At 62.9% G+C, this 13,636-nt stretch carries 13 protein-coding genes; 2 read left to right on the top strand and 11 right to left on the bottom strand.

The window, feature by feature from the left end:
• The first annotated feature begins 718 nt into the window (after positions 1-718).
• Together ACP15R_RS25510 and ACP15R_RS25505 are read left to right on the top strand one after the other, a co-directional pair.
• Entirely contained in the window at positions 719-1,159 is a 441-nt protein-coding gene (locus tag ACP15R_RS25510) for a type II toxin-antitoxin system RelE/ParE family toxin (RefSeq protein ID WP_424988702.1), read from the top strand.
• The gene (locus ACP15R_RS25505; RefSeq protein WP_424988701.1) at positions 1,156-1,449 is read left to right on the top strand and encodes a helix-turn-helix domain-containing protein; all 294 of its coding nucleotides are present in this window, start codon (positions 1,156-1,158) and stop codon (positions 1,447-1,449) included. Before ACP15R_RS25510 ends, ACP15R_RS25505 begins: the two co-directional genes overlap by 4 nt.
• Positions 1,450-1,457: 8 nt before the next feature.
• Here the strand turns inward: ACP15R_RS25505 and ACP15R_RS25500 are convergent, their stop codons facing one another.
• The 11 genes from ACP15R_RS25500 to ACP15R_RS25450 form a co-directional block, all read right to left on the bottom strand.
• A complete protein-coding gene (locus ACP15R_RS25500; RefSeq protein ID WP_424988700.1) occupies positions 1,458-2,369 on the bottom strand; it encodes a DUF2493 domain-containing protein in 912 nt (303 codons plus the stop codon).
• 298 nt (positions 2,370-2,667) lie between these two features.
• A complete protein-coding gene (locus ACP15R_RS25495; protein WP_424988699.1) occupies positions 2,668-3,714 on the bottom strand; it encodes a DUF7146 domain-containing protein in 1,047 nt (348 codons plus the stop codon).
• Positions 3,711-8,108, bottom strand: a complete 4,398-nt coding sequence (locus ACP15R_RS25490) for a strawberry notch-like NTP hydrolase domain-containing protein (protein WP_424988698.1) — start codon at positions 8,106-8,108, stop codon at positions 3,711-3,713. The genes ACP15R_RS25495 and ACP15R_RS25490 overlap by 4 nt, the downstream gene beginning before the upstream one ends.
• 126 nt (positions 8,109-8,234) lie before the next feature.
• Complete coding sequence (locus ACP15R_RS25485; protein WP_424988697.1) at positions 8,235-8,534, bottom strand: type II toxin-antitoxin system RelE/ParE family toxin; 300 nt, start codon at positions 8,532-8,534, stop codon at positions 8,235-8,237.
• Complete coding sequence (locus ACP15R_RS25480; RefSeq protein WP_093037612.1) at positions 8,527-8,778, bottom strand: type II toxin-antitoxin system ParD family antitoxin; 252 nt, start codon at positions 8,776-8,778, stop codon at positions 8,527-8,529. The genes ACP15R_RS25485 and ACP15R_RS25480 overlap by 8 nt, the downstream gene beginning before the upstream one ends.
• Positions 8,779-8,827: 49 nt before the next feature.
• Entirely contained in the window at positions 8,828-9,472 is a 645-nt protein-coding gene (locus ACP15R_RS25475) for a hypothetical protein (RefSeq protein WP_424988696.1), read from the bottom strand.
• 105 nt (positions 9,473-9,577) lie between these two features.
• Positions 9,578-10,054, bottom strand: coding sequence for a DUF6915 family protein (locus ACP15R_RS25470; RefSeq protein WP_424988695.1), 477 nt, complete (start codon positions 10,052-10,054; stop codon positions 9,578-9,580).
• 1 nt (position 10,055) lies between these two features.
• The gene (locus ACP15R_RS25465) at positions 10,056-10,439 is read right to left on the bottom strand and encodes a DUF6878 family protein (RefSeq protein ID WP_422908147.1); all 384 of its coding nucleotides are present in this window, start codon (positions 10,437-10,439) and stop codon (positions 10,056-10,058) included.
• Positions 10,440-10,512: 73 nt separating this feature from the next.
• Positions 10,513-10,809, bottom strand: a complete 297-nt coding sequence (locus ACP15R_RS25460) for a hypothetical protein (RefSeq protein WP_422908146.1) — start codon at positions 10,807-10,809, stop codon at positions 10,513-10,515.
• A gap of 115 nt (positions 10,810-10,924) precedes the next feature.
• Positions 10,925-11,305, bottom strand: coding sequence for a DUF3768 domain-containing protein (locus tag ACP15R_RS25455; RefSeq protein WP_422908145.1), 381 nt, complete (start codon positions 11,303-11,305; stop codon positions 10,925-10,927).
• Positions 11,306-11,431: 126 nt separating this feature from the next.
• Complete coding sequence (locus ACP15R_RS25450; RefSeq protein WP_424988694.1) at positions 11,432-13,603, bottom strand: ParB/RepB/Spo0J family partition protein; 2,172 nt, start codon at positions 13,601-13,603, stop codon at positions 11,432-11,434.
• Positions 13,604-13,636 lie beyond the last annotated feature (33 nt).

Below are 13,636 nucleotides of genomic sequence, written 5' to 3'. Positions count from 1 at the left end.
CACTCGACCAGCTTGCCGCGCGGGGAGCGGCCGAGGACGCGGTGCGTGGGGGCCATCGGGTTCGCGCTCGCGACGGGTTCGACCGTGATGTCGAGGTCGAATGTCAGGGTCGAGATGGAGCCGACGCCCTTGGCGGTTTCGATGTCGGCGCTGGTGAATTTGATGCAGTTCGTGGTCATTGCTCTTCTCCTTGTTTGCGTTGCAATGATGGTCACCTTGCAGCTGGCCAAGGCCCGGCCACACCGATGGCGAAGCGAAGCGGAGAGGGGCAGGCGCAGGTCTTTTTGCTTCGCGAGGAATGGCCCGCAGGGTCAGGGGAAAAAGATCGGCGACAACCTTTGTGGGCGGGACGACAGCTGCGACCAGCATGTTATGCAACTCAGACATCGGGAGAAGTGCGGCGGCCGCGAAGGAATGTGGGTGAACAGCCGATGGAGATGCCGCGAGGGCCCTGGCTCCCTTCGAACTCACCGGAGGTAAGACACAGAGCAGATGTCAAAACCGCATCCCCCAGGATCACTACCGCGCCGATTGTCTTTGCTGAAGCGCCCACGATGCGGAGGAGTGCTCCAGGCGAACAGAGCGCGGAACGAAAGGCCGGGTCGCCACGAGACACCGCAACCATCCAATAGCCCTAAATGACAGCCCGGCTGGTTGGTTTGGTCAGAAAATGTGACAGGACATTTGACCAAGGACCGCCGCTACCAACGGACTGGACATGCTCTCTAGCTCCGGCAAGCGTCGCCGACTTGCCCTTCTAATGCTCATGCTATACGTCATTGACACATACGCCGCCGAAACCTATATGGTACTGAAGATGACACGATTGCAGACAGTGGTCGAACTGCCCGAATTCCAGAGGCGCGCCAAGGCAATCATGTCGGACCAGGAGCGCGAGGCCGCTATCAGCTTCATTGCCGCCAATCCGGAAGCGGGCATCTCTCTTGGTGGCGGATTGCGCAAGGTCCGCATCCCGAGAGAAGGGGGCGGCAAGAGCGGCGGCTTCAGGACGGTGTATGTCTTTGGCGGGACCCATATGCCGATCTTCCTGATCACGGTCTTCGCCAAGAATGAGAAAGCCAACCTGTCGAAAACCGAACAGGCCGCGGCAGTAGAGATGAGCAAGGCGCTTGTCGCGAAATATGGAGACGCAACATGAGTGCATTCGAATCCATCTCCAAGGGGCTGGAAGAGGCGCTGGCCTTCGCAGATGGCGACTTGGCCGACGCGAAGGTCCATGAAGTCTCCGTGGCGGAGGTTGATGTTGCCAAAGTCCGGCAACGGACGGGCCTGTCCCAGGCGGAATTTGCCAAGAGCATTGGCGTCGCGAAGGGCACGCTTCTGAACTGGGAACATGGGCGCCGACACCCGACCGGCCCGGCGCAGGTTCTGCTGGCCTTGATCGCCAAGAAACCTTCTGTTGTGCAAGATCTCTTGCGCGGCGCATGAACCGGGGCCTAAGCCCCGATCCTCTTGATGCGGATCCCGAGCTTGCGGGCCTTGTCGACGATGTTCTCGGTGATACCCGAACCGGGGGTGGCGATCAGACCCTGCGGCATGGTCTCGAGCATCTTGTCATTGCGCTTGAAGGGGGCGGCCTTGCCGTGGCTCTTCCAGTCGGGTTTGAAGACCACTTGGGTGACGCCACGGGTATCTGCCCAACGGGCCGCGATCATCTCGGCGCCTTTCGGCGTGCCGCCGTGAAGCAGCACCATATCGGGGTATTTGGCGTGCGTGGCGTCGAGCACGGACCAGATCAGATCGTAGGCGTGATAATCGCCCCCTGAGAAGGCGATCCTTGTACCTTCGGGGCAGTGCACTTCGGTCTCCTTGCGGCGCTTTGCCGAGAGATAGGCCCGGCTGTCCACCACGGCGGAGGTCAAGCCGCGATGCGAGACCTTGGATCCGGTGCGGGGCAGCCAGGGCGAGCCCGTGGCGGCCGAGAAGTGGTCCACGGCCAGATCGCGCATCTGCTCGAAAGCGTCGCGATGGTCCCAGAGCTTCAGCCCGATCATCTGGAGGCGTTCCAGCTCGACCGAGGCGACCTCGGAGCCGTCTTGGATGGCCAGACTCTCCCGGACCTCGAATTCGTTGTCGTCAAGGAGCTTCTGGATATGGGTGAGCCGGCGATGGAAGATCGAAGTGAGGGACCAGAGCATCTCTTCGAGATTGTCTTCCAGCTGGCTGCCGGTGAGGAGGCCGATGGTGGTCTCAAAAAGCGTCGCCATGGCGAGCTCGACCTCGTCGGGCTGGGGCAGGGGGCGGTGATCGATTTCGCCCGGTCCCGGCGTTGCGCCGTGAAGCGCAAGGTGGTCGAGGATGGCGGCGGTCACGCCGGTCTCCTCTTGGATGTCTGTCTGATGGGGCATTGTCTGGTTCCTCTGTTTGATCTGACCCGATTTGGATGGGGCGATACCAGGACCGGCGGCGACCGGGCCGCATCCGTCAGGATCGGAGCGCAGCGGAGAATGCGCCGTGGGCCAGAAAATTGGTCCCGCGAGGAATGAGCCGAAGGCTCAGGGGAATTTTCCGGGTATCGGCGCATTGCTGCCCGGGCGAGGGGCACTCAGCCCCGACCCGCTGGTCCATCGCACCCCTTTTCCAAACGGGATCAGATCGAACCCGCGGAACCTTTGCCCTTTCAGACTTCGCTGAGGAAGTTGGCGGTCACCCGTCCTCAATCTCCAGACCTTGTGCTTTCATGGCCTCTAACAGGGACCGGCGCAGCGCATCCTTGCCGAAAGTCCGCAGATCGTCGTTGAAATCGCCCATGTTCGGCACGAGATCATAACAGGCAATTCCAAGTGATTCCAGTTGGTTACGCAGTCTCTTTGATGCGTTGCGTCCGGCTTCGTCATTATCCCGCGCGATCCAGATACGCTTGATCCCCGGCGGCGGGATGAAGAGGCTGAGATGGGTGGCGGTGAGACAGGAGGCGAGATCGAACTCCGGGAGAGCCGTGCCAACCGAGAGGATGTTCTCGAGCCCCTCGCCGACGATGAGATCGCTGCGAGGTGAGCCGGACCAGAAGCGGATGGCATGGCCGTGAAGCTGCCCGAGGATCCGTTTCGGACTCTCGATCGCGGCCAGACCGCCGGTGGACGGGTCGAGATAGACCCTTGCGCATCCGGTGATCTGGCCCCGATTGTCGGTGATCTTCGCCAGTAGGGCAGGGGTCCTTTGCCGCGGATCGGGATCGTCCTCGCCCTTCCGCAAGAAGACCCGCGGGTGATAGCGGAGGGCAGGTCCAAGCCGTATGATCCCGCGCCGCTGCAGATAGGTGGCGGCCAGGGTGCCCAGGACCGGCTTGCCCGCGGCAAAGAGGTTGCGCGCCCGCGCGATGCGTTTGCTGGAGGCTGCATCCGGGCGCTCAGCGCTTTGGGTTTCACGAGATGCTGGAGGGCAGGGGGCCTCGCCGAGAAAGGATCGAGCCTCCCTCAGCGTTTCCTTGAGCGTGACTGACCCAAGCCGTTCACGCAGCAGGTCAATCAGGTCGCCGTATTCACCCGTCGCATAATCGGTCCAGGACCCGGCTTTACGACCACCCTGCGCCTGGAGCCGGATGGCAAGGCTCTGACCCTTGGAGCCTGAGGTATCGCCAACCTGCCAATAATTGCCCTGCTTGCGCCCCTCGGGGAAATACAAGCGGCAGAAACTCTCGGCACGGTCCGCAAGATCGGCCGAGAGGTCTGCGATGCTGCGCCGCACGCTCATGCGGCGACATCCGAGGCGCTGGCGCCAACCGGATGTTCGGCGAGGACCCTCGTCAGCACGTCGATGCCGTCCACCGGGATGAACACCCGCGTCTTCCACTGGATCACCTCGGTGAAACAGCCCAAGACTTTGAGTCCCGGCAAGGCCGCACCCGACGCACCGATGAGCTCGAGCCTCGGCTGTCCCATGACCAACGACCGGCGCAGCTGATAGCCGCCGAGCAGGCTCAAGGTCGTTCGCGCCTCCATCACCGCGCAGAACACCTCCTGCGGCGTCATCTCGACCTGGCAGTCGAGTCCGAGCCGCGCATAGACATTGAGAAGCTGCTCCTGACTGACCAGACGGCCAATGGCACGCTCCCCATCCTCAGTCTGCAGACGATAGATGCGCATGTTGTCGGCGGGCAGCCGATCCCAGATCGGAAGGAGCAACCCACAGATCAGCGTGATCTTCGAGGTTGTGAACTCGGGCACGGCCTCAACCTCGGCCTGCCAAAGCTGTTCGAACATCGCATCATCGACCTCTTCCCAGTGTGATTTCGAGAACTCGGTCAGCGCGAGGATTTCTGTTGCCATGGGCCGCAGCAGTTTCACACGCAGGATCGGCACGCCGTCTTCATCCATGAAGGCCGGCGCCTTCACCATCAGGGCCGCGCGTTTGGAGGAGGTGTTCCAGCAGAGCGTGGCGCCTTTTGTATCCGCGCAGATGGCTTTGACCAGGGGCAGGGTGAGCGGATCGTTGCGATCGGTCCGCTCGACAGTCAGGGCGGTGGCCGTCGCGCCCGTCGCCTCATGCTCGAAGATGACCTTGCGGTCGGTGATGACGAACTTCTCGGCGCGCAGGGTTTCGAGGCCGACATCGAGCGTGCCCGCCTGGCGCGCATCTTCGATGATGGCCGAAAGAAACCCGCCGAAGGCCTCAAAAATCGCGTCCTGCATGTCGATGCGGAGTGCCAGGCAGCGGTTCAGGAACTGCTGGATCGGCGGCAGGTTTTCCTTCATCGTGCCATCCGCCTCCTCGAGCGTCAGCCCGGTCATCTCCTGAAATTTCGCATAGCAGCAGGCGTCGATCTTGCCCGCACGCAGCTTGTAGAAGAACTGTCGCAGCGCCGTCTGTGCGTAGGGGCTCTCGAGATTGTCCTCGGCGCGGAACATGTTCTGACCGCCGGTCTCGCGTTGCCCCTTGGTGATGGCACCAAGCGTGTCGAGGCGGCGCGCGATGGTGGAGAGAAACCGCTTCTCGCCTTTCACATTGGTCGCGACGGGGCGGAAGAGCGGCGGCTGCGCCTGATTGGTGCGGTTGGTGCGCCCGAGCCCCTGGATCGCGTTGTCGGCCTTCCAGCCGGGCTCCAGCAGGTAATGCACCCTGAGGCGCTGGTTCTTGGCGCCTAAATCAGCATGATAGCTGCGCCCGGTGCCACCGGCATCGGAGAAGATCAGGATGCGTTTGGCATCGTCCATGAAGGCCTGCGTTTCACCGAGGTTGGAGGAGGCGGGGCGGTTCTCGACCTTGAGCCGCCCTTCACGCGTCCTCGCGATGCGCCGCTTGCGCCCCGTGACCTCGGCCACAGCGTCCCCGCCGAAATGCCAGAGGATCTGATCGAGCGCGCCCTGCACCGGGGCGAGGGCACCCAGATGCTCGACAAGATCGTCCCGTCGCCGTTCCGCCTCACGGCAGATGATCGGATTGCCATCGCCATCGAGGGCGGGGCGCGACCGCAGATCGCCATTCTCGTCCGTATAGGGCTCGAAAAGTTGCGTCGGGAAGCTGTGCATCAAATACTCCATGACCGCCTCCCTCGGCGTAAAATCGACCTGCAGGTCGTCCCAGTCGGAGGGCGGGATGTCTTCGAGGCGGCGTTCCATCACCGCCTCGCTGGTCGAGACCACCTGGATCACCGCCGAATGACCCGCTGCCAGGTCCGCCTCGATCGCGCGGATCAGTGAGGGGCATTTCATGGCGGTGATGAGATGATTGAAGAAACGCTGCTTGTTGCTCTCGAAGGCCGAGCGCGCAGCGGATTTCGCCTGGGCGTTCAAGGTGCCGGTCTCGGAGGAAATACCGGACGCCTGCAGCGCTGCCTCAAGGTTGGTATGGATGATCTGATACGCATCAGCGTAGCTGTCATAGATCGCGACCTGCGCAGGCGTCAGCTCATGCACCAGCATCTCGTATTCGACCCCGGCATAGGAGAGCGAGCGTGCCAGATACAGCCCGAGCGCCTTCAGATCGCGCGAGATCATTTCCATGGCGGCAATACCCCCGGCTTCCATCGCGGCGACGAATTCGGCCCGCGTCACGAAGGGGAAATCCCCGGTGCCCCAGAGCCCGAGACGGGAGGCATAAGCGAGATTGCCGACGACCGTGGCACCGGTCGCTGAGACGTAGAGCACCCGCGCATCGGGCACGGCGTTTTGCAGCGCGAGGCCAGCGAGACCCTGCTGGGACGCCTTTTTGTCGCCGCGGTCGGACTTTTCGCCGGCGGCATTCGCCATGGCGTGGCTTTCGTCGAAAGCGATGGCCCCGTCGAACCCCTCGCCGAGCCAAGACGTCACCTGATCGAGGCGGGAGGCTTTGCCCTCTCGCTCGGCTGAGCGCAGAGTGGCGTAGGTGACGAAGAGGATACCCTCGGGCAGACGAATGTCGCTGCCCTGACGGAATTTCGAGAGCGGCACGATATCGCTTTCGCGCCCACCGAGCGCCATCCAGTCGCGGCGCGCATCTTCGATGAGCTTGTCGCTTTTCGACACCCAGACCGCGCGGCGGCGTCCCTGCAGCCAATTGTCGAGGATGATCCCCGCGACCTGCCGCCCCTTGCCGCAGCCGGTGCCATCACCCAGGAACCAGCCCTTGCGCAGACGGAAGGCACCGTTGTCGCCCTCAGTCGCGGCCATCAACTGGCCCTCTATCTCGCCGCGCTTAAACCAGCCCTTGAGATGCGTCTCGTGCGCATTGCCCGCATAGATGACGCTTTCGAGCTGCGGCGCGGAAAGTAGGCCGTCGGCGATGAGGAACTTCGGCAGGACGGGGCGGTAGGTCGGGATGGGTGGCGGAACCGAGGCCATGGCGGCGGACTGCACGAGAGCAGTCGGATGCTCCACCGCACCATCGATCCGGATCGCCTGAAGGTCATAGGCCTCGTAGACCGTGTCCTGCAAAGCGCCGTCAGGCTCGCTCCAGGCTTTCGGCAGGTAGTCGAGCGGGGCGGTTTCGACGTCATCGAAGGGATGCCTCGCGCGTTCTTCGGCGAGGGCGCGGGTTTCCTGGCGCGCGGCGTTGCGCAGGGCATGCAGGTTGGTGCGGGTCGGGCGAGGTGGCACCGAAAGAGCCGCGCCAGTGGGGCAGGGCAGGGGGTTGCGGCGCGCGGGACAATGGGTGAGCACTGCGGAGAGAAGATCACTCGTGGTCGCGCAGATCGGATGATAGGCGGCGTCAATATCAGCTGGTGCGGTCTCTTCAGCACCAGCCACGCGCTTGTCGATCACCGTCAGCCTAGTGTCGATCGTTGTGCCATGCCGAGCGAAGACCTTGCCGTCGATGGCTGCGGAAAACACAACGTCAGCGCTCTGCCCGATCCGCTGAAACGTCGACTGGAAACTCTTCGTGGAGGGGCGAAAACTCTCGCCAGTGATGACGACGAGACGCCCGCCGGGCACGAGACGCGCCAGGGCGGAGAGAACATGCTGGCTGGTGGCCTGCCGGAACTTGCCCTCGACATGGTTGGCCGCAGAAAACGGCGGGTTCATCACAATAACCAAGGGCGTGATTGACCGATCCAAACGGTCGTCGATCGAGGCGGCATCGTGTTCCGAGACTGCAGCGTCGGAGAATAGCTGCTCCAGCAACGCGCGGCGCGTCTCCGCGAGCTCGTTCAGCGCCAGGCGAGCGCCTGCGATCCGGGCGAAGATCGCCAGCATGCCGGTGCCCGCCGACGGCTCGAGCATCAGGTCGTCGTCCCGAAACCCCGCCGCATGCGAGACGATGGCCGCCAGGGGAAGAGGGGTCGAGAATTGTTGCAGCCGGACACTGTCTTCGGAGCGCCGCGTGTGCGACGGGGCCAGACAAGCCAGCCGTTCGATCATGGTGAGAAAGGCTTGCGGCGAGGGTGCCTGCCGCTGCATCAGCGCGCCGTAGCGTGCGAGCATCAGGATCTGGGCCACCTCGGCGGCCTCATAGGCGTCCTTCCAGACCCAGGCACCACTCGTGTCGCTTGCGCCGAAAGCATCCTCCATCGCGGCGCGCAGGGCAGCGGCGTCGATGGACCTGCCTGCCTCTAACAAGGGGACGAGGGTTCTTGCAGCCTGGATCAGGTTTTGGGCGAAGCGCGAGGCTTCCGGGCGGGCAGGGGCCTCGGCCTCGGGCGCAAGAGGGACGGAATGGGGGTGAGCGTTCATCGGCAATCTCCGGGGTTTAGGGTTGGCCCCGAGCCCCGCGTGCACTCTCTCACCCGGGAGGGGTCACCCCTCCCGCCCTGTCTCTCGCTCTTTTATGGCAAAGCCCCGGTGCAAATTTGCCCGTTATCAGGACGACCGCAGATGCCTCGGCACGTCCATGGACTGATGCAAGACCCGGATCACGAAGATCCTGTCCGGGTACACCTCGTAGAACACGAGGTGGCGACCCGTGATCAGTTTCCGCGCACCCTGCAAGAGATCGGAACAGTCAGGCCCCATTTGCGGGTTGGCGATGAGACCCTTGAGGGCGCGATCGATATCATCGAGATAGCGGTCCGCCTGCGCCTCGCCCCACTGCCCATGTGTCTCGACCCAGATATCGACGAGGTCGGATTTTGCCGCCTGGGAGTGATGAATCCTACGCATCAGGAGCGCCGGAACGGCTCCGCGCCTCGCGCTTGATCTCATCCATGTCAAGCGGACCGGCGTCACCGGATTGTTTGCCCTCCATCAGCGCAACGCGAAGTCGCGCCCGCTGCCCCTCCTGCTCCTCCATCAGGCGCAGAGAGGCGCGGATCAACTCGCTGGTTGACCCGTAACGCCCCTCTTTAAGCATCAGGGCGATGAATTCGTCCCAATGGGGGCCAAGTGTGACGCTCGTGCTTGCCATGCTCATCTCCGATTACGCATGAATACGATATATGAGTATTGCGCGCATTTCAACTCGGGGGCGGGCTTGCGCTCTGTTCCGCGGCAGCGGGGCTGTGTACGTCTCGCAAAATCAACTGGTCCACAAAAGCACGCGCCTCGGACAGGCAGTCCAGCTCATAGTCTCCGACGAACCCCCAACAGGCGTCGATCTCCTCGCCGTCCTGCTCGATGACATAGCCATAGACCCGGCCGCCGAGATAGGCGTCGTAACTGACGATTTCGCCGCGCAGGATGTCGGCTGCCTTTTCGCGCAGCGCCTTGGTGACGCGCTTCAAGCCGAATTCTTGCCTGACTGCCTCAAGCGTCACATAGATATAGCCAACCTGGCCGGAATCCCACGGACAGTGGAATCCGATGGTATTCATGGCGAGCCCGGAATGGTCGTAGAGAAACACGGGCAGAATGACCGCCTTGCGCTCGGCTCGGTCGCGCAGCTGGTCCATCGAGAGGTCGCTCTGCGCTGAGACACCTGCAAGATCGCTAAGGAATGCCTCGGGGCTGTCGAACTGATGCCTGTCACCGAGCCGATAACGCCGATGCCAGCAGATCAGCGTGCCGAGGTTGGACCACTCCCGTGGGCTTTCCGCGTCTGGATCGTAGTAGATTTTGATGGTGTGGCCGTGGTGGGCCTCCTCGTAGACAGGGTCTTGCATGCCGATGTCCTTTCTTGAAACGCAATCGACCCGCCGAGCCGGTTGGGACTCAGGCGGGCCGATCTGGATGGGATCAGATGGTTGGTGGCTTTGCCGTCCGGTAGATCAGGCGGCGGCGCAATTCTGGCGATGCTGGACGTGCTCGACCGAGACCTTGAGAAGCCAATCCTCAAAGCCAAGAATGGTTTGGTGATTGGCAACCGCCTCGATCCAGACCGCACGCGGATCGCTGCCAATCTGCGTCGGATCGTTGTCGATCCGGCCATTGGCCATCCACGGCTCCGGCTGAATGCGTCCGAGCCAGTCCGCCAGCGACGGGATCCGCCCCTGGCAGTCTTCGCGCACATGCTGCTCGCCGATCCAGCGGATCGGGACGACCCGGCCCGCGCTGTTGGTCAGGCTGCGACCGAAGTGGCGTTCAGCATCATAGATCCCAACGGTATGATGTTTTTGGGCTCTGTGAACAAAGAGACCTAGGTGCTCTTTGGATGAATCAAACCAGTCATGCACGAACTGATAGTCATCTGGCACACCGCCGAACTTTCGGGCTGAGCTTTCGGCGTGATGGAGGGGATGAGCCATATCAAAGCCCCTCGTGTTCGGTGGTGTTGGTTTCGATATAGCGGTTCGAGTGGCTGACATCGATTTTGTCAGTCGCGAGTGCCCAAGTGAGTTCGCCATAACCGCCTTCGTTGTTCTCGAAGCCGGGGCTCAGCGCATAGGCAAAGTCCCAACCGAAGTCTTCGACCCGGCGGCGCAGCTCTTCTGTCAGAGTGATCGTGTCAGGCGTCACGACGACATCCTCGACATTGCCGGAATCGCCGTAACCTTCGTATTGCACCTCAACGTTCGTCACACAGAGGCCGCGCAGCTCGGAGAGAAGGGCAGCACGGTTCTCGACCCGCTGTTCGGCAGCACGTCTCTGAGATTCGAGCATCTGCACGTAGAAATTATTCACTTGTGTCACGTCTTCAGTCCTTTGAAATTGAGGGGAGGGCGACCGTTGTACGAGGCCGCCCTGGAGGTTTCCTGCGGGGGCTTCAGGCCGCAGCGTCGCCGCGTTTCTCGTTCGTCCGATCAACGAGGTTGAAATAGAGGTTCTCGGTCACGCGCTTGAACCCCGGGGGTTTGCGCGGGGCGAGACAGCGCACCGAGGCGCTGCAGCTCTCGCCATGCTCCATCGCGAACTGCGTCACCTGGTCGATCAGGTCGACCATGCCCGCGGCCTGGATGCGCTTTTCAGGGTAACTCGCCATCATCTTGAACTCGGTGACGACGAAAGCGCCATCACGATGCGCCGGGTAGAGGGTGATCTGGTAGTCGAGTGTCTTGGCCATCTCTGGTCTCCTGCGGCGGGCGGGGCGCGGGTATCGCGCCCCTTGGAATCCGCCAGCACGAAAGGACCGCCCTTGGTGCAAGGGCGGTCCGGGGCGGTGTTGGGAAGAAAGGTCGTCAATATTCCGACGGAAGAAGCAGGGTCAGGACCCTGCGTGTCTGCGTTGGATCGGACGGCTCGGGGGAGCCGTATTGGTAGTCGACATCGTACAGGTCGAGTTTGAACCAGACCGTCGTGCCATCAAGTTCGATGACGCCCATCTCGTGCCAGCCATAGGGGTCGCTATCAGCATTGAAGGCGCCGAAGGCCGCAACGCGGCGTGTGAGTTCCAGCCGGGCATCGGGCCCAAGCGCCGCGACGCCCCGCGTCATCACGAACTGTCCCTGCGGCGCATCGGCAACAGGGGTATTTCCGAGGATCGAACGGCGAAACGCATCATTTTGCGCAGCGATCAATGCGGCTTCCCGCACAGGGTCAAGGTCGAGTGTGGCGGTCATGTGAACTCTCCGGGACGGGCCAGCCGATCCGATATCGGCTGTAGGCAACCCGTCAGTCGGAAGGGGCCGCACTCGATGTGAGGACGGCCCAAGGTTCAGGTCAGGTTCAGGTTGGTGCTCGGCTCGTCAGGCCGCATCCTCGCTGAGGAAGGCGGGCAGGGACGACGGTTCATTGCTCTCAGTGTCAGTCAGGGAATCTTCGGCGGACACATCCCCCTCCTTGGCCTCCGGCACATCGCCAGCCATGTCGGCACCGGCGTCTGTGGCACCGGAAAACACCATCCCGTCGGGCAGCCAGCGCGTCGTCTTCGCAACCGTCGCCGTGTCGAACCCTTCCGTCTCGCCGGCCGTTTCCGCGAAAGCCCGCTCCATCGCGGCCGCGATATCGCCTTTGCGCTCGCGATTGCGATCCTCGGCGTAGTCGTCGCCGATCAGCTTGCGTGCCGTGGTCACTGCATGGCCCTTGTTGACCCGGCCCCAGTAGTTTTGCGCGGTCGGGCGCCAGCAGGCTGCCACATCGACATCGAGCCGCGCGCCAATCTCCTCGATGATGGGGGAGGGGCGATTGTCGGAGGAGAGCTGCGGCTTGACTGCCAGACCCGTCGCCAAGGCAAAAAGCGCCTGCTTGTCCGCGATGGGCAGCGCCGACATCGCCCGGAAGTCCTCAGGTTTCTCCAGGGTCATCCAGTCGGTGGCGAGGTCCTGTTCCAGCGCCTCGAGCATCTTTTGGGCGACAGTATCCGCGTGCAGCACCTCGCGGTTTTGCGCCTGGAAGGGCCGGATCGAGATGTCGAGCGCTTCGTTGTTGTAGGACCGCCCCAAAGCCTGCTCGCAGAGCGCATAGAGCATCGCGTCAAACGCCACGTCGAAATCCGCCGCCAGATGCGCCCGCAGGATGTGCTGGCGCGTGGCGCGCAGATCATCCGCCAGGCTCGCCGAAATCCCATCTGCCTTGCGAAAGGTCGCGGCCGGGTCGGAGGTCGGCACGGGAGTTGAAGAGGTCGGCAGCGTCACATGCGGCCGGGAAGGGGAGTGGGCATCACTCGCATCAGCATGCGCCTCGTCCGGCTCGGGTGCGGTGGGAATATCCTCGGGCCGCACCAGGCCTTTCTCGAACCGTAGCGCTCCGTCATGGCCGATGGTCAGAACCACGCCCGCAATGGCGCGATCTGCATCCGCGTAAGGCTGCCGCTCACGCTGCAGGGCCTCGATTTCGCGCAGGCGCGGTTCGATGGCGTAATATTCTTCGGTCTCGGCGTCGGCCCAATCCTCGCCGTCATTCTGCGCCGCCAGTTCTTCCTCGCGCGCGATGAGACGTTCCTCCTCGGCAAGCAGATCCGGATCGGGTTCGACATCCTGCGGATAGACCCGTCCGAAACTCCGAAACGCGCCGTAGTCCACCGAGAGATGCACCTCGACCCATTTCCACGTTCCCTCGAAGGGTTTGGCCGCTGCCTGCAGCTTCTCGATGGCGAGGCGCTCCAGGAGTTCGGGGTTTTCCATATGGGCGCTGGCGCGATCGTCGAAGAGATCGCGAAGCAGAACGCCGCCCGCCGCCTCATAGGCCTCGATGCCGACAAAGCGCCCGAGGGCCGAGTTCGCCGAATGCGCGGTCTCGGTCAGCTGGCGTTTGATGCTCTGCGGATGGATGTGATAGCCGCCCTTCACTGCGTTCCAGACCGCCAACTGGCGATCATGATCGTCGGTCAGGGTGAACGCCATCACGCATTCGAGGGTCAGGTCGCCGGCACGGAACTGCTCGATGATCTCGGGCGCGACACGGGCGAGTTTGAGCCGACGGCGCACCAAGTCGACCGAGACGCCAAACTTCAGCGCGATCTCGTCTTCACTGCGACCCTCGGCGATCATCTTCTCAAAGGCCTCGAACTGGTCAGCGGGGTGCATTGCCGCGCGCTGGAGGTTTTCTGTCGCGGAGGTGAGGATGGCGTCGCGCTCATCTTCGATGAGACAGGGCACCGGGTGATCCGCAGGGATGACGCCGTCCTCGGCAAGCTGCTTCAGCGCCTTAAGGCGACGGCCACCGGCATCGACGGCAAACCGCGACTCTGATAGCGCGTGCACCACGAGGTTCTGCTTGATACCCGTCTCGCGGATGCTGGCGAGAAGCTCGGCGTCATCGGAGGCGCTTGCCGCAACCTTGCGCACGTTGAGCGCGCTCGGTTCCAGTTGATTGAGCGGAATCATCCGGATGTCGGCGGCGCCGTCAGGCGTGGCCGATCCGGCGGCTTCGGTCTTCTTTTCGGTGGAGGGTTTCGGGCGGGTCGTTTTCTTGGCCATGGGTCAGGGTCCTTGTCACGCCGGACCCGGATG

This window comes from Microbulbifer sp. S227A, from assembly GCF_049800935.1.
This window is presented reverse-complemented; position numbering and strand designations above follow the sequence as displayed.